The organism is Rhizobium sp. WSM1274 (genome assembly GCF_025200775.1).
Taxonomy (GTDB): Bacteria; Pseudomonadota; Alphaproteobacteria; order Rhizobiales; family Rhizobiaceae; genus Rhizobium; species Rhizobium leguminosarum_I.
The window spans coordinates 186,469-211,889 of the sequence record NZ_CP104140.1 but is presented as its reverse complement, the minus strand read 5'-3'; the positions used below and the strand labels follow the sequence as shown (position 1 = coordinate 211,889).

The 25,421-nt window shown below is 61.0% G+C and carries 20 protein-coding genes and 2 pseudogenes; 7 read left to right on the top strand and 15 right to left on the bottom strand.

The annotated features are described in order from the left end of the window. Position 1 precedes the first annotated feature (1 nt). The 13 genes and pseudogenes from N2600_RS30765 to N2600_RS30705 form a co-directional block, all read right to left on the bottom strand. On the bottom strand, positions 2-1,060 hold the full coding sequence (locus N2600_RS30765) for an ABC transporter ATP-binding protein (protein WP_170258374.1): 1,059 nt from the start codon (positions 1,058-1,060) through the stop codon (positions 2-4). Between the two features lie 4 nt (positions 1,061-1,064). After that, complete coding sequence (locus tag N2600_RS30760) at positions 1,065-1,895, bottom strand: carbohydrate ABC transporter permease (RefSeq protein WP_162115282.1); 831 nt, start codon at positions 1,893-1,895, stop codon at positions 1,065-1,067. A 4-nt stretch (positions 1,896-1,899) separates the two neighbouring features. Continuing rightward, entirely contained in the window at positions 1,900-2,835 is a 936-nt protein-coding gene (locus tag N2600_RS30755) for a carbohydrate ABC transporter permease (RefSeq protein ID WP_024319982.1), read from the bottom strand. A 207-nt stretch (positions 2,836-3,042) separates the two neighbouring features. Continuing rightward, complete coding sequence (locus N2600_RS30750) at positions 3,043-4,302, bottom strand: ABC transporter substrate-binding protein (RefSeq protein WP_222295270.1); 1,260 nt, start codon at positions 4,300-4,302, stop codon at positions 3,043-3,045. A gap of 35 nt (positions 4,303-4,337) precedes the next feature. Continuing rightward, entirely contained in the window at positions 4,338-5,510 is a 1,173-nt protein-coding gene (locus N2600_RS30745; protein ID WP_260299702.1) for a PLP-dependent transferase, read from the bottom strand. Further along, positions 5,507-6,229 (bottom strand): FadR/GntR family transcriptional regulator, encoded by a 723-nt coding sequence (locus N2600_RS30740; protein WP_260299701.1) that lies wholly within the window; start codon positions 6,227-6,229, stop codon positions 5,507-5,509. Before N2600_RS30740 ends, N2600_RS30745 begins: the two co-directional genes overlap by 4 nt. A 386-nt stretch (positions 6,230-6,615) precedes the next feature. Further along, positions 6,616-8,439 (bottom strand): HAMP domain-containing methyl-accepting chemotaxis protein, encoded by a 1,824-nt coding sequence (locus tag N2600_RS30735; protein WP_260299700.1) that lies wholly within the window; start codon positions 8,437-8,439, stop codon positions 6,616-6,618. 456 nt (positions 8,440-8,895) lie between these two features. Then, positions 8,896-9,777: pseudogene (locus tag N2600_RS30730) on the bottom strand (LysR substrate-binding domain-containing protein). Between the two features lie 13 nt (positions 9,778-9,790). Further along, a complete protein-coding gene (locus N2600_RS30725; RefSeq protein WP_260299699.1) occupies positions 9,791-10,081 on the bottom strand; it encodes a hypothetical protein in 291 nt (96 codons plus the stop codon). Positions 10,082-10,101: 20 nt separating this feature from the next. Then, a complete protein-coding gene (gene traA / locus N2600_RS30720; protein ID WP_260299698.1) occupies positions 10,102-14,733 on the bottom strand; it encodes a Ti-type conjugative transfer relaxase TraA in 4,632 nt (1,543 codons plus the stop codon). A 308-nt stretch (positions 14,734-15,041) separates the two neighbouring features. Continuing rightward, on the bottom strand, positions 15,042-15,542 hold the full coding sequence (locus N2600_RS30715; RefSeq protein ID WP_260299697.1) for a hypothetical protein: 501 nt from the start codon (positions 15,540-15,542) through the stop codon (positions 15,042-15,044). A gap of 318 nt (positions 15,543-15,860) precedes the next feature. Next, positions 15,861-16,028, bottom strand: coding sequence for a hypothetical protein (locus N2600_RS30710; protein WP_170281847.1), 168 nt, complete (start codon positions 16,026-16,028; stop codon positions 15,861-15,863). Positions 16,029-16,368: 340 nt separating this feature from the next. Beyond that, positions 16,369-16,692, bottom strand: coding sequence for a DUF736 domain-containing protein (locus tag N2600_RS30705; RefSeq protein WP_260299696.1), 324 nt, complete (start codon positions 16,690-16,692; stop codon positions 16,369-16,371). A 442-nt stretch (positions 16,693-17,134) separates the two neighbouring features. Between N2600_RS30705 and N2600_RS30700 the strand changes: the two genes are divergently transcribed. After that, on the top strand, positions 17,135-17,590 hold the full coding sequence (locus tag N2600_RS30700) for a WGR domain-containing protein (protein WP_260299695.1): 456 nt from the start codon (positions 17,135-17,137) through the stop codon (positions 17,588-17,590). Positions 17,591-17,701: 111 nt separating this feature from the next. Further along, positions 17,702-18,224 (top strand): annotated as a pseudogene (locus N2600_RS30695) (HEPN domain-containing protein). 171 nt (positions 18,225-18,395) lie between these two features. Here N2600_RS30695 and N2600_RS30690 read toward each other — a convergent pair. Both N2600_RS30690 and N2600_RS30685 read right to left on the bottom strand, forming a co-directional pair. After that, complete coding sequence (locus N2600_RS30690; protein WP_260299694.1) at positions 18,396-19,211, bottom strand: endonuclease/exonuclease/phosphatase family protein; 816 nt, start codon at positions 19,209-19,211, stop codon at positions 18,396-18,398. 92 nt (positions 19,212-19,303) lie between these two features. After that, a complete protein-coding gene (locus N2600_RS30685) occupies positions 19,304-20,767 on the bottom strand; it encodes a phospholipase D-like domain-containing protein (RefSeq protein ID WP_026154588.1) in 1,464 nt (487 codons plus the stop codon). 213 nt (positions 20,768-20,980) lie between these two features. Here N2600_RS30685 and N2600_RS30680 point away from each other — a divergent pair, with 213 nt between their 5' ends. From N2600_RS30680 to N2600_RS30660, 5 genes are all read left to right on the top strand, one after another. After that, a complete protein-coding gene (locus N2600_RS30680; RefSeq protein ID WP_170260495.1) occupies positions 20,981-21,622 on the top strand; it encodes a UdgX family uracil-DNA binding protein in 642 nt (213 codons plus the stop codon). Positions 21,623-21,764: 142 nt separating this feature from the next. Then, positions 21,765-22,019, top strand: a complete 255-nt coding sequence (locus N2600_RS30675) for a DUF2934 domain-containing protein (protein ID WP_026154587.1) — start codon at positions 21,765-21,767, stop codon at positions 22,017-22,019. A gap of 137 nt (positions 22,020-22,156) precedes the next feature. Continuing rightward, on the top strand, positions 22,157-22,339 hold the full coding sequence (locus N2600_RS30670; protein ID WP_017968333.1) for a hypothetical protein: 183 nt from the start codon (positions 22,157-22,159) through the stop codon (positions 22,337-22,339). 9 nt (positions 22,340-22,348) lie between these two features. Then, entirely contained in the window at positions 22,349-22,522 is a 174-nt protein-coding gene (locus N2600_RS30665) for a hypothetical protein (RefSeq protein WP_017968332.1), read from the top strand. 173 nt (positions 22,523-22,695) lie between these two features. Continuing rightward, entirely contained in the window at positions 22,696-25,410 is a 2,715-nt protein-coding gene (locus tag N2600_RS30660) for a hybrid sensor histidine kinase/response regulator (RefSeq protein ID WP_260299693.1), read from the top strand. Positions 25,411-25,421 lie beyond the last annotated feature (11 nt).

Here is a 25,421-nt window from a genome sequence, read left to right as displayed (position 1 = left end):
CTCAGTCGACGCGTTTTCCCTCGGCGTCGAACACATGCAGATACTGGGCCGGGAAGGCCACATTGATTTTCGGACCTGCCTTCAGCGCTTCGCGGTTCAGCGTGAAGATCTTGAACGGCAGACCATGCAGGGCAAGGTGCAGGATGATGCCGAAGCCTGTGGGCTCGACGAGTTCCACATCGGTGGCGAGCCCTGCCCCGCCGTCGCTCACCAGCACATGCTCCGGCCGGATGCCGAGCGTCACCTTTGCGCCGTCGACAAGCGGCAGCGGCTTTGCAAGCGGCACGATCGTGCCGTCCTTCAACTTCACGCCGCCGGCATCATAGGTGGCCTCGAGGAAATTCATCCCCGGCGAGCCGATGAAGCCGGCGACAAAGAGATTGGCGGGGCGGTCGTAGAGTTCCAGGGGACTGCCGACCTGCTGGACCACCCCGCCATGCATGGCGACGATCCGGTCCGCCAGCGTCATTGCCTCGATCTGGTCGTGGGTCACGTAGATTGAGGTCGCCTTCAGGTCGCCATGCAGTTTCTTGATTTCGGCGCGCATCTGTTCGCGCAGGCGCGCATCGAGGTTCGACAGCGGTTCGTCGAACAGAAAGGCCTTCGGCTGGCGCACGATGGCGCGGCCCATGGCGACGCGCTGGCGCTGGCCGCCGGAAAGCGCCTTCGGCCTTCGTTCGAGCAAAGGGTCGAGGCCGAGCTTGGCAGCGGCTGCGGCCACCGCGCCTGCAATCTTCTCCTTCGCCACCTTCCGGAGCCTGAGGCTGTAGCTCATATTGCCGGCGACGTTCATATGCGGGTAAAGCGCGTAGGACTGGAACACCATGGCGATGTCGCGATCCTTGGGATGCAGCTCGTTGACCCTATTGCCGGCGATGCTGATCTCGCCTGATGTGACCTCCTCCAGCCCGGCGATCATCCGCAGCAGCGTGGACTTGCCACAGCCGGACGGGCCGACGAGCACGACGAACTCGCCGTCCCGGATCTCGAGGTCGACGCCGTGCAGCACCTGCACATGACCATAGGCTTTGTGAATATTCCGGATATCGATCGATGCCATTTGTTTAACCCTTGACCGCGCCGGCCGTCAGGCCCTGGACGAGATAGCGCTGGATAAGCAGGAAGAAGAGGCCGGCCGGAATGAGCGCCATGACGCCCGCCGCCATCATCTGCCCGAAATCCACCGAGAATTTCGAAACGAAGGTGAGAAGGCCGACCGGGAAGGTCGCCGCATCATTGCCGTTGATCAGCATCAGCGCGAAGAGCAGTTCGCTCCAGGCGGCGGTGAAGACGAAACCGAGGGTGGCGGCGATCCCCGGCAGCGTCAGCGGCAGGATGATCTGGCGAAACGCCGTGAACTGCGTCGCCCCGTCGATCTTCGCCGCCTCTTCGAGATCCCTCGGGATGCCGTCGAAGAAGGACTGCATCAGGAAGGTGGCGAAAGGCACGTTGAAGGCGGTGTAGACGACGACGAGCCCGGTCAGGCTGTTGGTCAGGTGCAGCGGCGACAGGATCTTGAAGATCGGCGCCACCAGCATGACCAGCGGGAACATCTGGGTCAGCAGCATCAGGGCGACGATCCAGTATTTTGCCCGGAAATTGAAGCGCGACAGCGCATATCCCGAGAGCGAGGCGCAGATGGTCACGGTGACCGCCGTCGAGGCCGAGACGATCAGGCTGTTCTTGAAGAAGGTCGGAAAGGCGCTGTGGCGCAGCACGAAGGCATAGTGATCCCATGTCATGCGCGATGGCCACATGCGCACGCCCTCGCTATAGAGCAGGTCATTCGGCGTCACCGAGACCTTGAGCAGCCAGAACAGCGGAAAAAGTGCGAAGGCGATGTAGCAGAGGATCGCCAGACGGTGTGCGATGGTGGGAATGACGGATCGTCTCATGATCTCAATCCTTGTTCAGCAGCGTCTGCCGGAGCAGGATGATCAGCATCGAATAGGCAAGCAGCAGCACGAGCAGCACCAGCGCGATCGCCGAGGCATAGCCGAAATCGAGCCGCCTGAAGGCCGTCGTGAAGATGTAGCTGGCGACGATCTGCGTCCGGTCGGCCGGCCCGCCACTGGTCATGACGACGATGAGATCGGCGAAATTGGAAATCCATACGGTGCGCAGCAGCACCGTGATGGCGATCGTCGGCGCCAGAAACGGCAGGGTGATCGAGCGGAAGCGCTGGAACCAGCCGGCGCCGTCGATCGATGCCGCCTCATAGAGATCGCGCGGGATCGCCTGCAGCGCCGCAAGCAGGGTGATGGCGAAGAACGGAATGCCCCACCAGACATTGGCGACGATCGGCCCCCACATCGCATAATTGGGATCGGAGAGGATGTTGCCCGGCTCATGCATCAGCCCGAGGGCGAAGAGCCAGTGCGGGATCGGCCCGATGACGGGATTGAACAGCCAGGCCCAGTTGAGGCCGGCGAGAAAGGACGGCACGGCCCAGGGCAGGAACACCAGCGCCTGGGCGATCGCCCTGCCCTTAAAGGGCTTGTCGAGCAGCAGCGCAAGGATCAGCCCGAAAACGAACTGCAGGACGACGGAGGCGCCGGTCCACCAGAGCGTATTCCGCAGCGCGCCATAGAAGGCGGCATCGCCGGCAAGCTCGCGGAAATGATCGAGCCCGATGAAGCCGCCGGAAAACGGATTGAGCAGCTGGATATCGCGGAAGGCATAGGAAATGCCGACCGTCAGCGGCACCAGCATCACCGCAATGATCAGGATCAGCGACGGCGCGCTGTAGAGATAGGGCTCCGAAGCATCGGCAACGCGACGCAGCCATGGCCTGCGGTCGCGACGCATGTCGAGCGTATCGGCGGAAATGGTCATCGGTCTGCAATTTCCATTGTCTTACCCGGTTGGGAATTTGTGGTGCTTTTGAATGGAGAGACCGGAGCCCCCTCATCCGCCTGCCGGCACCTTCTCCCCGCTGGGGAGAAGGGAATATGCCGCAACGTTTCCGTTCCCTCCTCCCTCGGGGAGAAGGTGGCCCGTAGGGTCGGATGAGGGGGCTTCTGGCTCAAAGCCCGCTATCCGCTATTTCTTGGCAAGGAACTTCTGCTGCGCCTTGGTGAGGTAGTCAGCCCACTGGTCGGCCAGATCCTTTGCCGAGATATCGCCGAGCAATGCCTGCTGCGAGGTCTTGATCGCCAGCGAATCCTTGAAGAAGGCGAATTCCTCGAGGTACGTCGGCATCACGGTTGGTACCGTGTTCGGGTCCGCCAGTTCCTCGAACCAGCCCTTGAACTGGTCACCGGCATAGAACGGATCCTTCTCGGCCGCCGTATAGGCCGGGAGGGCGCCGATGCGCTTGTTCCACTCGATATTGCCTTCCGGCCCTTCGAGGGTGGCGATCAGCTTCCAGGAGAGATCCTTGTTGCCGCTGGTCGTGAACATCGACCAACCGCCATAGCCGATCGTCGGGAAGGACTTGCCGTCAGGACCCTTCGGCAACGGCATCACGCCGAAATCATCCTTATTCATGCGTTCGGCGATGGCGATCAGCGCATCGGGATCCTGGTCGAGGAAAGCGCAGGTGCCGGAGTAGAAGCCGGCGACGACTTCGTTGAAGCCCCAGTTGACGCTATCCTTCGGCGCATAGCCCTTCTTGTAGAGATCGACCATCCATTCGATGCCCTTGGCCCAGCCGGGGCTGTTCATCGTCGAGGTGCCGTCGTCGTTGAAGTACTTGTTCGAGCCGGCCATCGAGGCGGCAAAGATCATCCAGCCGTTGAGGCCGCCTGGTCCGCCGCGCATGCAGTAGCCGTATTTGCCGGACAGTTTGGAAACTTTCTCCGAAGCGGCGGTGAATTCCTCCATCGTCTTCGGCGGCGCGGCGACGCCGGCTTCGGCAAGCAGTTTCTTGTTGTAGAACATCGCCCTCAGATAGAAGCCGTAGGGCAGCATATAGGCTGTGTTCTTGATGTCGCGGCCGAGTTCGAGTGCGCGCGGCGTCAGCTCCTTGGTGTGTTCCCACTTTTCGAGGTAGGGCTCCAGGCTCTCGAGCATGCCGTTATTGGCATAGAGCGACAGCCAGGTGTCGGGCATTTCCATCACATCGGGCACGTCGCCGGCCGATACCATGGTCGCGAACTTCTGGAAGGCTTCGTTCCAGGGCAGCGAGATGATGTCGACCTTGGTGCCGGGATTGGCGGCTTCGAATTTGCCGACGATCGATTTCAGCGTTTCGGTGCGCTCCGGGCTGGTAATGACTTCGACAAGCTTGAGCGTCGTATCGGCAAAGGCCGTACCCGCCATCATCGAAGCAAAGAGCGTCGAGACTATTAGTTTTTTCATGGCTCAGTTCCCCCTTATTAGGTTTCTCTCGGGTTTCAGGATTGTGAGGCGGCGGCGAGCGCCTCCTCGATGTCTCTCCACAGAGCCTCGGTTCCTTCGAGGCCGACATGGAGACGTACGGATCGCGCATGGATGCCGAAGGCATGTGCGGAATTCGGCTGTGCCTTCTGCTGAAGCACCACCTCGCCCGGTACGATCAGGCTTTCATGTCCACCCCAGCTTACGCCCAGTTTGAAGAGCTTGAGGTGATCGGCGAAGGTGCGGATATCGACGCCCTCGCGGAAGATGAAGGAAAACAGGCCCGAGGTGCCGATGAGGCCGGCGGGCAGGCGGTTGGCGAGCCCCGGATGGCAGACCGTCTCCACCACGTCGAGCTTCTGCAGGCGCCTGGCGATTTCAAGCGCCGATGTCTCGTGGGCCCGCATGCGCAGCGGCAGCGTGCGCAATCCGCGGATCAGCAGCCAGGCGTCGAACGGTGAAAGCTTGCCGCCGAGATAAGGATAGGCCTCGGCCTTGACGCGGGCGATCATCGCCTTCGAGCCGGCGATGACGCCCGCCACCACATCGCTGTGGCCGCCGAGATATTTCGAGGCCGAATGGATGACGAGATCGACGCCGAGCGTCAGCGGCCGCTGGAAGAACGGGCTTGCCCAGCTGTTGTCGATCATCGAGACAACACCGTGCCGCTTGGCGAGCGCTGCGAGCGCACCGACGTCATGGGCCTCCATCACCCAGCTCGTCGGGCTTTCCAGGTACAGAAGCTTGGCGCCGGGCAGCGCCCTGGCGACCGCTTCCTCGTCGCGCCCGTCGACATAGGTCACCTCGATCTTCATCCGTTTCAGGATGGTGCCGAACAGGCGGAAGGCGTCGGGATAGACATGATTGACGGCGACGATGCGATCGCCCGGCTCGACAAAGCTCAGCACCGAGGACGAGATTGCCGCCATGCCGCTCGCAAAACCCAGCGAATCCTCGGCACCTTCGAGCTTGGCGAGCATTTCCTCGAAGGCGCGTACCGTCGGGTTCAGGCCGCGCGTATAGATCGGCCGCACCTTCTCGCCGCGATAGGAGGCGATCATGTCCTCGTAATCGGAAAAGGTGAAAAGCGAGGTCTGGAAAATCGGCGGCACGACGGCGTCAGCGAAGTTGCCCTCGTCATGTGCGGTGATGAGGGAAGCAAGATCGAACGGTTCTGCGCCGTTGCTCATTTGGACATTTCCTTGATGTCTTCCTCGACGATATCGAGAATTTTCAGTGTTTCGGCGCGCGCCGCCTCGGGATCCCCGGCAGCGATCGCGTTGAAAAGGGTGCGGTGAAAGGGAAAGGACCGGCGGGCGAAATCCTGCCGGTCGAACGGATGTTCCCAGAAGCGCTCGAAGGTCTCGCGCATCTGCTCTAGAAGCTGGCGAAACAGCGGATTGTGGGTGGCGTCGTAGACGGCGAGGTGAAAGGCCAGATCCTCTGGCCCGGAGGTGCCTTTCTCCAAGTGCACCCGCTCCATCGCGTTGAGCTTTTCCTCGATGACGACGAGATCCGTGCTCGTGCGCCGCCGCGCCGCGACCATGCCCGCCTCGCATTCGATGCCGCGGCGAACCTCCAGCGTCTGCAGCAGCGCGTCGCGCAAATGGACCGCGTCGAGCGACAGCGGCATGTGGATCGTCGCCCTGGAAACCGGTTTCAGCAGATAGGTGCCACTGCCCTTGCGCGTCTCGATGACGCCGAGCGCCTGGAAGTGGCGGATCGCCTCGCGAATGGTCGAGCGACCGACGGCAAGGGCTGCCATCAGCTCGCGCTCGGCCGGCAGCCGATCGCCCGCCTTCAACCTGGCTTCCTCGACATAATCCGCCAGCGCATCGGTCACCTGACGCGCGCGGTCCATGACCGGAAGCGGCCGGATGACCGGCCTATCGCTACGATTTGCCTTCATGGTTCCCCATTTTCTTATCAGGCAGTCAGAGCTTGAAATTGGTCTGACATCTTAGCATTTCTCAAAGAGGGCAAGGCGTCAAGGGTGTTTGTTGGGAACGAACTCGCGTTGGTTCAGCCAACATGCATGGTGGCAAGCCCGTTCTCCGTTCTTATTGGGAGGTTGCGAGTGTCATAGTGCATTCGTGCCAATGTGCGGTTTGGCGCCGGACCAAAAAGCGGCTTAGCTGGACATCACGCGGAGAGCGCTACCATCCTGTCAATTGCCAATTTGTACGCCCGTTGACCGAGAATCGGCATGCGAATCCGAGATTTGGCGGACGCAACGGTGCGTTCACGGCGACGTAATCATCGAGTGAACTTTTAGTCCGATCGATAACAAGTGAACTATGCAGTCTTGCGGAAAGTATAGGCTTGGTGTCCCGTTCCGTCACCCACTTTGAATTGTCCAATCAGCTCGCGTAGCGTAACGGTCTCGTTCGCCAGCGACGTGGAGGCGGCACTCGCCTCCTCGACCATCGCAGCATTCTGTTGGGTCGTCTGATCGAGGCTGTTAACTGCCGTGTTTATCTCAGCGAGACCTGTCGACTGCTCGCGCGACGATACTGCGATCGCTTCGACGTGTTGATTCATTGCTACCACGAGCTCACCGATCTGCTTCAAGGCACTGCCGGTTTTCGAGACCAGCTCGACACCTGTTGCCACCTCCCCGCTCGATGTTTGAATGAGCGATTTGATTTCCTTTGCCGCCTTTGCCGAGCGCTGCGCCAGCTCGCGTACCTCCTGTGCAACGACCGCGAAGCCCTTGCCAGCTTCGCCCGCGCGTGCAGCTTCAACACCTGCGTTCAACGCGAGGAGATTCGTCTGAAAGGCGATTTCGTCAATGACACCGATGATGGTCGATATCTCGTTGGAAGATTGCTCGATGCGGCTCATTGCTTCGACTGCTTGTGTGACAATCTGGCCGGACGTCATTGCGCTGGCGTTGGCCTCAGCGGCAACCTTCCGGGCTTCCTCGGCGCGTTTGGAAGATGAGGCGACGTTTGCTGTGATTTCGTCCAGCGCGGCCGCCGTTTGTTCCAAAGCCGCCGCCTGCTGCTCGGTGCGTCTTGCGAGGTCGTTCGCACTGTTGGCGATCTCGTTCGATCCGCTGTCGATACCCACTGTCGAGCCGGCCACTTTGGTCAGCGTGCGACAGAGCTGGGCCACGGCACTGTTGAAGTCGCTCCTTAGCGCCTCAAAATCAGCATCGAATGGCTCGCTGATCTGGATTGTGAGATCGCCGTCAGCCAGCTTCTTCAAGTTTCCGGCCAATCCGTTCGTCGCCTGAGCCATCGCCGCCGCTCGCGCACGGTCAATCTCCTCACGTCTCTGGCGTTCACCTTCTGAAAGGGCGCGACTTACCTCAATTTCCTGATCCGCTTTGATCTTGGCCAATGCCGTCTGCCTGAAAACTTCGACCGCCCCAGCCATCGAGCCGATTTCGTCGGTTCGGCTGGCATAAGGAATGATTGCCGCCGTGTTGCCTGCAGCAAGCCCGGTCATCGAACCCGTAATCGCATTGATTGGACGGGCGATCTGCGCGGCAACGTAGACAATCGCGCCAGCGACAATCGCCAAGACTAAGGCAATAAGGCCCCAGGTGCTCCAGAGGATCGCGCTATAGGTTAGCTCGCTGCTCTCGTATGAGGCATCCGAACCCTTCACGTTGATGTAAAGCAGCTCGCTAGCGTCCTTGTCGGCTTCTTGGATAATGGGCTCCATATCGTTGTAGAAAATGACCTTCGCCGCATCGTTGTCGTTCTTACGAGATTTCTCGAGCATCGGCTCGGCCGCATTCGCGTAGTCGGTTGCGCCTTTTGCGATCTGTTCCAGTAATTCTTTCTCGTGAGGCGATGATATCAACGCGTTATAGGCTTCGATCGCTTTTGCCAGCTCTTCCCTCTGTGCGGTAACCTGCTTTTCAGCCGCCGCGATCGCTTCGTCACTGAGGGACATGATGTGATTGGCATATGCGAACTTCATATTCTGAAGTTGGAGTTGAATGTTCCTGACGACGGAAACGCTTGGCAGCCAATTCCTGGCAATGGCAGTAGTGTCCTCATTTACCGCTCGCACGCTACTCAGCGAGAACATTGCGAAGCCGAGAAAAATGGACGCAAACGTCAGATTGATGACGATCAGGGAGGTTCGGACGGTAGGCCTGCGCATGTATTCACTCCTTGGAACGATGTCAGGCCAGGTCACAAACTTGGCTCTTGGTAAGCACTGTATGAATTTTAGGGATTTCTGTTTAATTAAACGTCAAACCCGCAGTTAGTGTGCTTGACTTTGTCGCTCGCCAAAAAGCGGTATTAATGCTCGTGTCGAGCAATCTGCCGAAGGCATTTCGGGCAGCAAAGCTGGACGGATTATGCGTAGCTGCGCATGACCACGAATTTGACGCATGGCTTATCAGGGCTTCGACGAGGCGACATCAGAATTGATGATCGTCATCGCCTCCGAGTTACTGGCGGGGGCACCCGAAACCCTCAAAGACAAAGCACTCAGCCCTTACCATAGGGCCAACAAACTTCGGATCAGTGCCGCAGGGTTTGCGTTCTTTCATCGCGGTCCTGACCGAGGCCGAGCTGCACAGGCATTAGATCGCCCTCGCCGACGCCCAGTTCAATATCCCCCGATCCGGGACCCGACCAGCGCACGAAGAGCGAGGCAGCTGGGCTGAGCCGTTCGAAACTGCGGGCAACGAGCCGGTAGGCGCCGTCAGGAATGGCAAGACCGAAGAGGCGAAGCAGCCGGCCTGCTTTGATCTCCTCCTCGGCGAAGATCTCGTCCATCAGCGCTATGCCCTGCCCGCGCAGGACCGCCTGCATCACCAGGCCGCCATCGGCATAGATCGGTCCCCGCGCCGTTTCCGGCATGGCGATGCCAGCCGCCTCGAACTACCTCGACCACACGTCCCGGTTTTCCTCGTGCAGCAGCGTGTGGCGCAGAATGTCCTTCGGCCTCTTGATCGCCGGCCCGGCCTCGAACAAGGCGGGCGCTGCCACCGCTATCATGCTGGCATCGGTGAGATGTTCGCTCTCGGCCCTTGGCCAGGCGGTGACGACCGCGCTGTGGCGGATGGCGATCTCAGCCTGGCCGCCCCGGAATTCGACCAGGCGCGAATCGGCGTCGATTGTCACGTCGATCTCAGGATGCCGTTCCCGAAACTCCGGCAGGCGGGAAACGAGCCAGCACGCCGCGAAGGAAGGTTCCACGCTGATCGTCACCGCTGCCGTTGCCGGCCGGCTGCGAATTTCTTCCAGGCATTCGTCGATCCGGTCGAAGGATAACGTCAGGATCGCCAGCAGCTTGTTGCCCGAGGCGGTCAGGTGGACCCCGCGATGGCGGCGCTCGAAGAGGGCCTCGCCCAGCAACGTCTCCAGCTCGCGTATCTGGCGGCTGACCGCTGCCTGCGAGATGAACAGCTCCTGCGCCGCCAGCGTGAAGCTTTCGAGACGCCCGCCGACTGCGCAAGGCCGTCAACGGCAGACGTCCGCGTTTCATCCATAACCTCAAGTCATTCGAGGCCGACGATAAGCTCGTTTGAAGGCAAGAGGCAAGAGGCGGAATATGATCGCGAAGGAGAGATATCATGCGCAAGCGGATATTCGAGATCATATTGAACGTCATCCGGCGGGTGACGTTTCAGCCGCCGACTGAAGACGATTGACCGCCCCCGCCCTTTTCCAGCGCGCTTCCAGATCTGCTCATCAATCACACAACCTCCGCTCGTAGCCCAGGAGCCTTCGAGCTTTTGACTTGCCTCGGATTCGGAGGAACAGGCAAAAAGAAACAGCACTAAACTCACGGAGCCCTCTTCGGTTGGTCTCAGAGTCCATGCCCACGGCTGACGGCCCGCTGACGCCGTTCTGAGATGATCTGCTCGCTGCTTTCCCTGCGGACGGCCTGCTGCAGAACCTTCAGCTTTTCCTGCATCGCCTCGAAGGCATTGCGCTGCATCTGTGGCACGCGGTGGATGAGATCCTTTTCGCCGCGAATGATGGCATTGCGGCCGAAGCGCTCATCGAGCGCCCTGCTGACGGCGGCAAATTCCTGGCGAATAGTCGGATCGAGAGAAACCGCCGGTGCGTTCCGCTTGCGACCGTTGTTCCTCGCCTCGGCGGTCAGCCGCATGAGCGCCTCTTCGGCCGCCTTCGACAGGCCGGGAATGGCGACCGCCATGCGCCGCCGCTCTTCGGCAACAGCCTGGCGTTCGGCATCGAGCACATTGACGTAGGCCGAACCGAGCGCGCGCAGGCGGGCGGCGGCCTCAGGCACGGCCTGCACCGCCACTTTCCGCTCCCGGCCGGCGGCCAGCATCCGGTCCATCAGGCGATCGGAACCGCGCAAGGCACCATAGGCGGCGGGATCATTGGTCACCGCAGCGGCGATGCGCTCGCCAGCAAATCCTTTGGCAAGCAGGTCTTCGATCTTGCCGACAGCGTCGGCCGGATCGCGCCAGATCGTTGATGCCACGGCCGCCAGCGCGGCACGCTGCTGGCGATAGAGAGGATCTGAGAGCAGACGCGAGCGCGCCTCCTCGTCGAGCGGGTTCTTGAACTCGGTGATAGCGGCAAGCATGGGCAGCACGGCGGCATTCTCCTTGTCTGCCTCCATCCCCTGATCGGCACTGGCCGCCGCAACGATCTTCGAACGATCCCGCCGCTCGACCTGATGCTGCTCGTCGGCAAAGCGCTTCACGGCCTCGAACAACCGGATCAGCTTCTCGCCGCTGATGCTCGCAAGGTCTTCCGGCATACGCTCGATCATGTTGCGTTCGGCAACCGCATCGGCCCTTGAGGTAAAGGCGCTCCAGCCGAAGCGGGCGCTCAGCGCCTCGCTGACCGCCTTGACCTCTTGGACGAACGAGCGATCTTCGGCGGCAAGTGCAAAGGCGGTCTTGTAGGCATCGTCACCACCTTGCCTGCGCACCGCCTCGATTTCCGCAAGACGTGTCATCGCTGTTTTCGAGAGCGCCGGGATCGGCAATGACATATGGGTGCGACGCTGTTGCTCGCGGCTTTCGAACCGCTCGGCGTTTCTTCGGAACTCGGTCGCATGGGCGCGGGCGAGCGGCAGCAGGTCCGTCAAGGCGGTGATCGCGGCAATTCGTTCGTCGCGGGCCGCACGACCGTCGACGATGAGATCAGAACCCCGCAGCCGGCCAAGCCGATCCGGTGCTGCGGCAAGATCGTCGGCAAGCCTGCGGGGTTCGATGCTCATATCCGATGAAAGCGCGTTCAGCGCAGACAGCGCCGCATCCGGGTCACGATAGATCTTCTCCAGCAACGGCTGCAGGATCGCCTCCCGCTCTTTCCACGCCGGCGACGAAAGCTGTGCCAGTCGAGCGTCTTCCTCCACGCTCCTGGCAAAGACCGTGGTGGGCGCGATCAGATATCGGCCACCAGCTACATCCGCCTCCGAGACAGGTTGGGGTTCGGTCCGTTGCTCGCTATAAGCGACCCGCCGTTCCCGCTCGATCGCGAAGCCGAGCGCCATGCTGGCCCGCTCCCAGAGCTCAGCCACCTGCTCCCTCTTTTCCGCAATCCACGCCCACTGCCGGGAAAGGCTTTCCTCCATCCCGGCTGCGGCAAGCGAAAGATGATCGAGACCACGGCGTCGGGCAAAGTCGTCAGCATGGGCGCGATAACCGGCCTCGCTCTCAAAATCGAGTGTTGTCGTCTTGGCGCCGGAGCGCGACAGCCGCAGGGCGAGTTGTTTGAACACTTCCGGCCGATGGCTTTCCCGCTCGATGCGCTCCAGGCGAGCTTCGGCGGTTTCGATCTGCTTGGCAGTCCAGACATTGCGATCGACTTCTTTTTCCTCGAACCGTTTCTGGCCGGTTTGCTCGTCAACGATCTGAACCTGAACCTTGACCTTCTCGACACCGTCCTTGCGTAGGGTCACTGTATCGCCTTGCGAGACCCCACCCTGCTCGAGCGCCTTCGGCAGGCTCACACCCCAGAGACGATGAAGGGTTCCGTCATCCGCCTTCACGTCGGCATAGGGACTGTCGTCGGCATCCTCATCATTCGGTCGGAATTTGGCTTGTCCGGTTTCGACAAGCGCACCGGTGACGCCGGCGGCATGATCGACACGTGGTTTCCTGCCCCATTCCGGCCTCGCTTCAAAATCGTCCTTGGCGGCATAGAGATCGGCCCGGTCGCGATGGCGGGTCATCGACACATATGTCAAATGTTGGTCCATCATGCCGGTGGCAAGCACGAAGGTTCGCTCGACGGTGACCCCTTGTGATTTGTGAATGGTCGCGGCGTAGCCATGATCGACATTGCGATAGCTGTTCTCGCTGATGACGACATCACGACCATTGTCGAGACGGACCGAGAGCAATGTGTCGCCACGTTTGTCGCCGGTGGACACGACCGTGCCGAGCATGCCGTTCTTCACATATTGCGGACCAAGACGGGGAGCACGGGGCTCGAGGAAACGGGCATTCTCCAGGAAGATGATGCGATCGCCGGCGGCAAATTCCCGCGCCCCGCGTTCGGTCCGGAATGAGCGACCCGCACCCAGCGCGCCCTCGTCCGTCATCACCAATCGCAGCGCTTCGTTCAGACGCTTCACGTCTTGATTGGTATGGGCAAGCACAAGCAGTTCGTCGCCGCGAAGGCGGGTCGTGTTTGCGCCTTCGGCAGTTTCCCGAACGAGCGCGCGACGGGCATCCGTCCAGTCGGAAACAATCCGCCCGATGATTTCGTCGCGCGTCGCCGCCTCGACAAGGTGACCCTGCTGCGCATAGGCGTCGAGACCTTTCTCGACCTCGCCACGGGCGAACAGTCGCGAGGCCTCGCGCGCCCACGGCTCACGCTGGCGCCGCACGCCGGCGAGTTCGGCAAAACCGATCCGCTCGGTGATCGCCCGGAACGCCGCACCCGCCTGGATCGGCTGGAGCTGCATCGCATCGCCGACCAGCACGACTTTCGTGCCGGCTTCTTCGGCAATCTTCAACACGCGCGCCATTTGCTGCGACGACACCATGCCGGCCTCGTCGATGACCAGCACATCGCCGCGGTGAAGCGTCTCGTGTCCATTGGCCCAGATGAGTTCCCAGGAGGCGAGTGTTCGCGACCTGATGCCGGAACTATCCTCCAGTCCTTCCGCCGCTTTGCCGGCAAGTGCTGAACCGATCACCCGGCGGCCATCGTGTTCCCAGGCAATACGTGCGCCGGCAAGCAGGGTCGACTTGCCGGCGCCGGCAAGGCCGACCACCGCGGCAATGCCATTGTCGCCGGTGACATGACGAATGGCGTCGACCTGTTCTGCATCGAGCTTGAAAGGCTTTTCGGGATCGCCGGTCTCGACGTGTCTGACGGCGGCCGCGACATGCCGTGACGAAACGGCAAAACCGCGACGTTCCGATAAAACCTGCGCCGACCGCGCCATCTGATATTCGATGCGCAGGATCTCGCGCGTGGTGAAGACGGCAGGTTCGCTCGCCTTGCCCGTTTCGGCGTCGATCTGCTGCGGCTTCAGCATGATGAGATCGTCCGATGCCATCAGCCGCGCGCGGATATTGGCGAAGTCGGCGGGATCGTCGACGTATCGATGCAGCGCCTTGGCGATATCGCGCTCATCGAAGGTGGAGCGTTCGTTGCCGAGCTGCTTCAGCAGAAGCGCAGGATCGGCCAGCAGCCGGTCGGCCATCTCCTGGCGACGGGCGAGATCGGCCGGCGCGAAGTAGAGTTCCCTGCCCTTCCTGGCCAATGCTGCCTTTTCCGGACCGAGATGTTTTTGAGCGATGCCGTCCAGCCCTCGTTCGGCATAGGAGCGTCCGTCGAGCCGGATCTCATGGCCGGCAAGCGCCAGATGCCGGTTGGCCGTTTCCGCCCAGGCGATCTTCCAGGCCTTCATGGTTTCCTTGTCGCCGGCCCAGAGCTTGTAGACGATCCTGCCGTTCGGACGATCCGGCGTGACGACCCGCAGCGGCGTGCCGTCTTCGCCGGTGACCGGCACCTTCTTGCGTCCAAATCCCTCTTCCGTCAGCGGTCTTAGCGTCGTCATCAGATGGATGTGCGGATTGCTGTCCTTGTCGTGAAACACCCAGTCCGCAACCATGCCCTTTGAGGTGAGATTATCCCTCACGAACTCGCGCACCAGTGCGATGTTTTCCGCCCGCGTCAGTTCCTCCGGCAAGGCGATAATCAGCTCGCGAGCGAGCTGCGCGTCCGCCCGTTTCTCGAAAGCATCGACTGCGTTCCACAGCGCCTCGCTCGCCGCTGCAACGGTGCGACCGTCGATGGCCGCGCGCAGCCAATCCGGCGTCTGGTCCGGTAGCGCCAGCTCTTCATGCACCAGCTCGGACGCCCCGCCCCGATAGCTGAACGACGTTCCAGCCTGTTCGTCCATCATCCGAGTGCGATGACGATAGGCGGCAGCCGAGACGATGCTGCGTCCCCCTCCCCTGCCGATCACCTGCGCTCTGACGAACATGATCGCCACTGCCGTCTCCACCTCATGCGCGCACGTCGCGCCAGCGACGTATATTGCGCCCTCAAACCGATCGGCCTGCCAAGGCCGATGCCGCTTTTGCCGGGGCACATTAGCCCATTTAACTGATTTATTCTAGGTAGTCTATTTACTGGAATCACCTCATTGAACGAAAGGAACAGTTGGACGAAGTGGTCTTTCAAGACCGGCGTGACCGTTTCGCACGCGATCCCAAGCTGGGACGACCGAAACGCGAACCCAGAAAAGCTGGGACGTCAACTTACAGCCCCAGCTGCTAAGCGCCAGGAGTGGTGAGCTGCTTATGGCGGTTCGTCCTTACCTGCGCCGGCCATAGAGACACGAGCGGCATCAACCGGAATTCCAGTTTCCTGCGTGATTTCCTTTACGATCGGCGCCAGCGAGCTCAGCTGCTCCTCGGGCAGCGCGACCAGCTCCGGATAGGCGATATCGACCCCGCCGTCATCCGCCGTCAAAGCGTTGATCCACTCGCTGCCATTGATGCGGTATTCATGCGTGTCGAAATCGATTTCGAGGTCGTCCAGCAGATTGATGGTGAAGCGCCCGAATATCTCCGTCTCGCCCTGCAGCTGATATTCGGCGATTTCATCCTTTCCGGTGAGAACACGTCGTTCCAATGCCATCATCATCTGGATTCGAGCGATTGCCGCCTCGAGTCCTTCAATCAGACGGTCGTGAAGTTTTCGCGAGAAATCGGTGTCGCAGCCGAAGCGATTTGCGAGGACGACGAGCCGGAAACCGGCAAGCTTGCTGTAGAGTATGAGGTTCTGGTCGGATGTCATAATGTGATCTCCTTCATCTTGATGACGGAGATCGGCCACTCCTCGGCAAAGAGGGGTCAAGGACCGCGGAACGCGGCTCGCAAGCGGGGGAACCGATTTTGTCGCTTGCGGCAAAATTGGGGGAGACCGCGCCGTCCTTGACGCCGGATTTGCTGGAGTAAAATAGGACGTCAGAGAGAGAAGAGGCCCGCGGCCCCAAAGGGGACGCGACCGTTTCCGGCATCAGCCGGCGGGGAGTGTCGAGGGGTGAAACCCACGATAGCCTGGCGGCCGGTCGATCCGGCCGGCGTGGCTCACGGGCACGGCGTTAAGCTTCCGTCAGAACGGAGGCTCAGCCTTGATGCGGCCGTCCTGCTCGGCCCAGATCACCTCACGTTCGGCCAGCGCCAGTTCGAGCTCGTTCTCGATCTGCCGACGCTCGGCCGTATCGGCGTTCCGAAGCTCAGCCTGCAGCAGCGCGATGATTTCGTCGATGCAAGTGGTCATTGTCGTCTCCTTGACGTTTGTGAAAGACGACGCCTGCGGTCATGGCGGTATGCAGGGGGCAGGGATTGCGAAGCAACCGGCGGAGCCGGCGAGTGGGGGAGCCGATTTTGCCAAAGCGGAGGGGACCGGAGCGGAGACAAAATTGGGGGCACCGCTCGTCCTTGAGGCCTGCATGTCGCCATGGCACCCTCGGAGGGACTGAGCAGACCTTCCCTCTCGGTATGGCACCGGAAAAGCCGGCAACGGGCTCGATGCCCTTGACGGCTCGAATAACAACAAGGCTCGCGGCAGAGGCATTCTGAAAGTCGGCCTCGATCGCTCGAGGCCGACGGTCTGTCGTTCAGTTCGGGTTGTTCCAGAGGATGACCTTGCGGTTCGGCTCGCCGCCGGGGGCTTGTGCGAGATTGCCGAAGATCACGCCGATTTCAGGAGCCTCCAGCTTCACTGCAAGATATTCCTCGCCGGTCAAGCGGGCGATGCGGTTCCAGCCCGCGCCGATCTCGAAGCCGGTCTTGCGGTGGATGATGCGGTAGTCGGGAGCTTCCTCGCTCGCCTTGCTGGCGTTCGGGATGATGGCGATCGGGGCGTTGACCCGGATGGTAGCGAAGATGCCTTCGAGGGTGCCGTCGCTCTTTGCGGTGAGGATTGCGATCGTGGTGGCCATGGTATTGTCTCCTTCGGTTGCTCGGGACCATTCCCGATGGCGCCCGAAGAAGGGGGCGAGCCGCAGGCGTCACCGGAGCGCAAGCGTAGGGGAACCCCTTGCGGGTTGACGCTGATGGCGGCCGGCCTCTTAAAAAGGCGGCATGGTGAACGGGAATAGTCCTGAATAGCGACCGTCAGGGGACAATACCATGGCGATCCGATTGCCACCTCGTGCAGGAGTCCTGCCCCGGACGTCTTACACGAGCTGGATGGGTCTTCCTTTCGCATATCTGCGCCGGGCAGCAAGCCATCTTGGGCGACAGCCAGCTGCCATCGGCAAGGTCGGCTTTCTCATCGCCGATCGTCGGCAAGAGTTCTTCACCGGGTGCTGAAGAAGCCGTCAGGCAGTAGCATGCATCAAGAACATGAATCGATCCGCCACGACCGATTCAGGAAACTCGTTGGACGGCCAATTGGTGAGCGCGCATGATCCGATCATGGATACAACGGCTGACATTATGCTGCTCTACCGGATGGGTCCGTCCCGGAATATGGCGCGTTTCTATCGTCTGTCTATCCAGCCGACGTTATTCGGAGGCAGCTCTCTCATGCGTAATTGGGGCCGGATCGGTACCGAAGGCCGGCTGATGGTAGAACTGTACGATACACCCGAAGAGGCTGATACTGCCTGTGAGCGCATGACCAGCCGCAAGCTGCGTCGCGGCTATCGGTTTGACGGTGCAACATGCTTCGCCCAAGAAATCGTCGCGGCGAAAGGCGTGAAGACTGCTTCAGCTGATTTCGTAGAGCCGGCGACGCCGGCGGAATGGAGCCCCGGCCGGACGATATGCGCCCAACGGGTTCTCGAATTTCCCGAGAGTATGCCAGGGCAGCCACAGTGCCTTGGCGAACGTTAAGGGTGCGTCGGCAGGGTGGACCAAAGTGCACGTATTCCGACGCGAACCTAGGGTCGTACAATGTGAAAACTGCGGCTGGACGGTGCAGGATCTTTCGCCTATCGGTGTTTCATGAAGTCGTCGCTCGATCATATGCCGCTTCGCAAGCAGCGAGAACTCGGCCGGGTTCTGGAAATCCTCCACGAGGAATTCGAGGACGCGCTGAAGGAAGGCACAGCCGACTTCAAGAAGCGCGGACAAGGTTTCGATGTTCTGCCTGAGTGAGAAGGACTACAACGAAGCCGCGTTCATTATGCATCAATCCCTCGAGCAAGCCTATTCCTGCGTTCTGCTCACTCTGACCAACTACGGCCCACCATCGCATAACATCAAATTTCTGCGCTCGCTCGCGGAGGAGCAGGACCGCCGGCTGGCCGAAGCCTTTCCGCGTGATCAGCACAAGGAACGCGCCTGGTTCAACACATTGAACGAGGCCTATGTGAAGGCTCGCTATTCCAAACATTACGAGATCAGCGAGGAGGCTCTTGCCTGGCTTGCAGAGCAAAACGCTTTGCTGCTTGAACTGGTCAAGACGACGTGCGCCGAGCATCTGGAGATGCTTGAGCGGAATGGTGACGACGATGTCGATAAGTGAGTCGGCGTTACGATTCCCCACGCTCGCCTTGAAGCTGGCTGCTCCCCTTCGGAGCCCTATCAGGGCTGAATAGTGGCGCGCACCGTGACCAGTTGGACATAGGCAGCGGAGCTTAAGCTCATCGTAGACTGCGGCAAGGTGATTGGCGTAGTGCAAAGTCTCCGACCGGCTCTAAGTGGCCACCGGCTCCAGATCGACAAGCGCCTTGATCGGCAGGTGGTCGGAGGCGATGCGCGCCAGTGGCGTGTCATGCGCTTCCACCTCCGAAATGATCCCCTTGCGGTTGGCGATGATCCGGTCGAGGGCCAGAAGCGGCAGGCCGGCGGGGAAACTCGGTACGGCGGCCGGCAGCTCGCCGAAGGCGGATTGGAAGGTGTTGAGCGAAGACCGGTCGCCGAGCCGCCATTCGTTGAGGTCGCCAAGCAGGATGGTCGGCATCTCGTGCCTGTCGTTGATCAGTTCGACCAGCGTGCGGGCCTGCTGGGCTCTGCTATGGCGCAGCAATCCGAAATGCGCGGCGATGATGCGCAGCACCCCGCCCTGCTCGAGTTCGATTTCGGCAACCAGCGCCCCGCGCGGCTCCAGTCCCGGCAGCTTGACCTGGTGCACGTCATGCACCAGCCCCTTCTTGAAGAGCACGACATTGCCGTGCCAGCCATGCGCCTTCGCCATGCCGGCAATCGGCACCGGGATCAGTCCCGTCTCCCGCTCCAGCCGGCCGAGATCGAGAATGCCCGTGCGTTCGCCAAAGCGCGTATCGGCCTCCTGGAGCGCAATCACGTCGGCGCCGATTTCATGGATCACCCGGCTGGTGCGTTCCGGATCGAAGCGGCGGTCGGTGCCGATGCACTTGTGTACGTTGTAGGAGGCGATCAGCGTTCCCGCACTGCGCGGCCTTGCCTCGGTATAGGCTGGGTCGAGCCGCTTTTTCCTGCTCCTGATCGAGGCGAGAATGCTGGCGGGAAGGCTGTCTTTTCTGGCGTGCATCGGCAGGCGCACTCGTCCCGTTGTCGAAAATGCTTGTCTCAGCAGTATAGGCAGGCAAGCCGAACTTACCACGTCCGATCACAAAAAATCCGTCAGAGATAGGGCGACCCCAGCCATAGCACCTTTTCGATCAGCCGCACCGCGAAGGGTCGCGCCTGCAGGCCCTCAAGCGTCACCGGCGCTGCCGTTTTCAAGGTTTCCTCGATGTGCTCGTCGATCTCGGCGGCGAAGCCCTCGTTCAGCACTTCGAGATCGACCTCGAAATTCAGCCGCAGCGAACGCGGGTCGAGATTGGAAGAGCCGACATAGGCCCAGGTGCCGTCGATCGTCAGCAGCTTCGAATGGCTGAAGTTGCCGGTGGAGCGCCAGATGCGGCAATAATTCTTGAGGATCTGGTCAAATTGCGCCGTCATCGCCCGGTCGACCAGGACGAGGTTGTTGACCGCAGGCACGACGATATCGACTTCGACGCCGCGCCGCGCCGCCGTCACCAGCGCGCTGATGAGTTCGCGGTCCGGCAGGAAATAGGGCGACATGATGCGGATCGATTGGCGCGCCACGGAAAAAGCGCCCATCAGCATCTTATGGTTGGTCTCGACGCTGCGGTCCGGGCCGGAGGCGACGACACGCATCAGTATGGGATCACCGGCGCTGCGCTCTGGCGGTTCGATGCGCCACGGCTCGTCGTTCAACAACTCCTGCGTCGAGAAGCGCCAGTCTTCGGCGGCGAGGTCGAAGAGGTCGGCCACGACAGGGCCCGTGACGCTAAAATGCGTGTCGTGGGCAAAGTTTTCGCCTGTCGCCTCCTCGCTGAAGCCCGCCCTGATGTTCATCCCGCCTGTCAGCGCAATTTTCCCGTCGACGATCAGGATCTTGCGGTGGGTGCGCAGATTGGCATAAGGCAGCCGCAAGCCCATGATGACGTTGCCGTTGAAGACGGCAACGGTGACGCCGCTCTCCCTGAGATGGCCGAGAATGCTCGGCACCGAATAACGCGCCCCAACCGCGTCGATCAGGACCCGGACCTCCACACCACGCCTGACCGCGGCAATCAGCGCATCGGCGATGCGAAGGCCAACCGCATCTCGGTCGAAAATATAGGTTTCGAGCAGGATGCTGCGCGTCGCCTCGTCGATGGCTGATTTCATCGCGGCATAGGCCTCGTCGCCGGTCTCCAGCACGTCGATCGTATTGCCTGTCGTCAGCGGATTGCGAGTCACCCGGTCGCCCAGCGTCTGCAGCGCGGCAAAACGGCGGCCGAACTGGCTGATCACCGTCTCGGCCTCGGCGTCGAATGTCTCCAGTTCGTCGAATTCGTCCGCAAGCAGCAGCGCGTCGCGGCGGACGCTCAACGATTTGCGGCGGATGCGGTTGATGCCGGCAATCGCGTAAAGCACCGCGCCGATGATCGGAGACAGAATGATGACGCCGACCCAGCCGATCGCGGCACGCACCTCCTCCTTGGTCATGGCGGCATGGATCGCCGCCGCGGCCCCCATGGCGATCGAAACGACAAAGAGGATATGCGGCCAGTAGGTTGATAGGAGATAGAACATCGCTGGCGAATATAGCCGCGAAACCGCGACGTTCAATCACACTGCCGCTCTCCCATGAGGCGAAATTTTTCACCGTGACCGTTGTGCCAGCCCGGGGACCGATCGTGAAAGGTTCCGGAATGGGCCTGCAGATTGCAAAGCGCGCGGCTCATTCCCGAACGGGAACAATCCCGGCACAGATCGATTGACCCCAAGGAAATGAGGATCGCCATCATGAACATAGCCGCAAACGTCGGTCCCGCCTTGGCGCTCGAAGTCGCGGATGCTGACAGCATTGCCGAACTCCGGCATCAGGCCGAAGACTGCACCCGCTGTGATCTCTACAAAAATGCCACGCAGATCGTCTTCGGCGAAGGTCTGGGGAAAGCCGAGATCGTCCTCGTCGGCGAGCAGCCGGGCGATCAGGAGGATCTGACCGGCAGGCCCTTTGTCGGCCCCGCCGGCCGGCTGCTCGATCGCTGCCTCGAAGAGGCCGGTCTCGATCGTCAACGCTGTTATGTCACCAATGCGGTCAAGCATTTCAAGTTCACGCCACGCGGCAAACGGCGGCTGCATTCGAAACCGAATGCCGGCGAGATCAGGCGGTGCGCCTGGTGGCTCGGCGCAGAGATCAATATCCTGCAGCCGAAACTCGTCGTGACGCTCGGCGCAACCGCTCTTTATGCGCTGCTCGGCCCGAAAGCAAAGCTGACGCCAGAGCGCGGCCATATCCTGCATCCGACAAATCGTCCGCCTGTTCTGGTCACCATCCACCCCTCCTATCTCTTGCGCATTCGCGACGAAGAAGAGCAACAGCGGCAGCGCCGGGAGTTCGTGTCAGATCTGCACAAGGCGGCAGCGTTTCGGCCCGCTTGAGTGCCGATTCTCAACCCTAATATGCTGCGATGCGAAATATTTCGGGTTGCGGCGCGATTTCGCTTGAAACAGTTCCCCACCTCTGGAACCATCTCAGCAGTATCGCGTTCGAACGACGGCATCATGTGACTGGAGATCAGCGATGGCAGAAACTCGGGAAGAGTGGATCAAAAAACGTGCATACACTCTCTGGGAAGAAGAGGGATATCCGATAGGGCGAGATTCCATTCATTGGGAACAGGCACGACACGAGCGCGACACGCTCGATGGCTCTGCCGCGTCTTCCAACGGCAAGGAAGTCAAGTCCAAGGCGAAACGCAGCGTGACGGGCAGCAAGACGAACGGCGTCGTGACACCGGCAGCGAAACGGACTGCGAGCCGCAAGACGGCGTCCTGAACACTGAAATACCGAGCATGTCGATTAAAAGGGCGTCGTCGCGACGCCCTTTGATCCCTCTTTGTCATATGCCTGAATTAGTTGTACTTTATGGAATTTGAGAGGTGGGCTTCCATGCGGGGGTGAACAGAGGCCGGATGACGCTGCAAGCTTTGAGGCTTCAAAATAAAGTTGTTCCCCCGCCCGACAACCGGGAACAAGAACATCCAATGGCTGTTAATGGCGAAACCGGGGAGGTTGCCATGAACGACGGCCGTATCGAAATCCTTTCCATCCCGCTCTTCGCAGCCAGCGGCTGCGCTTCGACCACGATCGTGTGAGGGATGGAGATGTCGCTCCTCATCATCGCCGCGCTGCTCTATCTCGGTCTCGCGCTTGGGTTCATCCTTGTCGTCGACAATCTCGTCGGGCTGGTTTTCCGCGATCCGCGCGCGCCGGTGCAGCGGCCCTCCTTCGACATCGGCCGCGCCTTCGCCGCATCGCAAAAACTCTATCGAAAATAACAGCCCGCAGGCGCCGTCCGCAGACTGCTAAAAGTGTTGAACGCCCGGCGGTTAAGGATATTTCGACCGGGCCCTTTCCCTCCTATCGGAAGCCTCTATGTTGACGGTTTGGAAGGGCTGATCCCGAGGTGGCCAATCACCCGGCGCGGCTGACGACAAGAAAGCGATTTTGAATGGGAAGCGTCGCGAACGGCTGGCCGACAGGCGGCGGCGAAATCGGCGAATTGTTACGGCATCCGGCTTTCCATGCCGTCGGTCTCGGTCCGGTCGAAAGCTGGCCTGCGTCTCTCAAGCATATCGCCGAAATGGTGTTGAATTCCCGCCAGCCCAAATTCGTCGCCTGGGGTCCGGATCTCGCTTTTCTCTACAATGACGCCTATGTGCCTGTTTTCCCGGAGCGACATCCCGATGCCCTCGGAAGACCCTTCCGCGAGGTCTGGGCAGACATCTGGGAACAGTTCTCGCCAATCATCGCCAGCACTCTGGAAGGCGGTTCGCAGCTCTTCAAGGAACTGCTCATCCCGATGCGCCGCGACGGCCGCACCGAGGACACCTGGTTCACCTTCTCCTACACCCCGCTGCGCGACGATGACGGCATGGTCGCCGGCATCCTCTGTGCGGCCCTTGATGTCACAGACCAGGTGTCGGCCAAGCGCGGCGAACAGATTGCGCTGGAAGAGCTGCGTGCAAAATCGGACGCGCTTGCAGTCGTCAACCAGGCGGGCGCCGCGATCACCGCTGAGCCCAATGTCGAACGCCTCACCCAGATTGTCGTCGATGCCGGCGTGACGCTGACCGGCGCGGAATTCGGCGCCTTCTTCTACAATGTCGATGACGGTGAGCGCGGCAGCTACATGCTCTACGCGCTCTCAGGCGTCGATCGGAAGAACTTCGAGAAATTCCCGATGCCACGCAATACCAAGGTCTTCGCGCCGACTTTCAACGGCGAAGGCATCGTGCGCTCCGACGACATCCTGCTCGACCCGCGCTACGGGCAGAATGCGCCGCATGCAGGCATGCCGAAGGGGCATCTGCCGGTCAGGAGCTATCTTGCCGTGCCGGTGAAATCACGCGACGGCAGTGTCATCGGCGGTTTGTTCTTTGGCCACGGCCAGCCCGGCCGTTTTTCCCAAGCAGCCGAGGCGAGCCTCGTCAGCCTCGCCGGCCAATCGGCCGTCGCGATCGACAATATCCGGCTCTTCCGTGCCGCCAAAGTCGAAATTGACCAGCGCCGCGATATGGAAGATCAGCTGCGGAAACTCAATGAAATGCTCGAGGTCCGCGTCGCGGCAGAGATTGCCGAGCGCCAGCAAGCCGAAGCAGCACTCCAGCAATCGCAGAAGATGGAATCGATCGGCAAGCTTACCGGCGGCGTCGCCCATGATTTCAACAATCTGCTGCAAGTGATCTCCGGTAACCTGCAGCTTCTCGGCAAGGACGTGGCTGATAACGGCCGGGCCAAGGAACGCATTTCCAACGCGCTTGCCGCCGTCGGACGCGGCTCGCGACTGGCAAGCCAGTTGCTCGCCTTCGGCCGCCGCCAACCGCTGGAACCGAAGGTCGTCAATATCGGCCGCCTCGTCACCGGCATGGACGACATGCTGCGCCGCGCGCTTGGCGAAGAGATCGAAGTCGAGACCATGGTCTCCGGTGGCCTCTGGAACAGCTTTGCCGATCCGACCCAGATCGAGAACGCCCTGCTCAATCTTGCGATCAACTCCCGGGACGCGATGGATGGCGCCGGCAAGTTGACAATCGAGGTCGGCAACGCCTTCCTCGACGATTCCTACAGCCGCGCCCATCCTGAAGTCACCGCCGGCCAATATGTCGTGCTGGCGGTCACCGATACCGGCTCCGGCATGATACAGGAGGTAATAGAACAGGCATTCGAGCCCTTTTTCTCGACCAAGCCGGAAGGCAAGGGTACCGGGCTTGGCCTGTCGATGGTCTATGGCTTCGTCAAGCAGTCCGGCGGTCATGTGAAGATCTACAGTGAGATCGGCGAAGGCACGACCGTCAAGCTCTACCTGCCCCGCTCGTTCCAGAGCGAGGATGGCATCACCAATGTCGACAGCGTGCCGGCAACCGGGGGCACGGAAACCATCCTTGTCGCCGAGGATGACGAGGGTGTGCGCACGACTGTCGTTGAGATGCTGACGGATCTCGGCTATTACGTGCTGAAGTCCAAGGATGCGCAAAGCGCGCTCACCGTTATCGAAAGCGGCGCCCATATCGATCTGCTCTTTACCGATGTCATCATGCCCGGCCCGTTGAGGAGCCCGGAGCTTGCGCGCATGGCGCGAGAGCGCCTGCCCGATATCGCCGTGCTCTACACATCAGGCTATACCGAAAATTCGATCGTCCATGGCGGCAGGCTCGATCCCGGCCTCGAACTGCTCTCCAAGCCCTATACACGCGAGGAACTCGCCCGCAAGATCAGCCACGTGCTTGCCAACCGGAGCCAACGCCGCCAAGGGGCGAGCAATGCCGCAGCACCGGTTGCCCAGCCCGATATCGCCGGTGAAAAGCTGAAGCTGCTGCTCGTGGAAGATGACGCCTTCATCCGCATGGATACTGCCGAGATTCTGCAGGATCTCGGCTATGACGTCATCGAGGCTGATAGCGGTGAGCGGGGCGTGGAAATCCTCCGACACACCATCATCGACATCATCGTCGCCGATGTCGGCTTGCCCGGCATGTCGGGTCCGGCCTTTGCCGCCAAGGCGCGGGAGGCCTTTCCGTCGGTCGGCCTGGTCTTTGCCACCGGCAACAGCAGCCTGCCGGATGCAGACCGTTTCCCCGGCTCGGTACTGCTGTCAAAACCTTTCAGCAGCTCGGCGCTCGACCAGGCGGTCAGGAACGCCGTCCAGCAGCGACCTGTCGGCTAAGGCATTTCTGT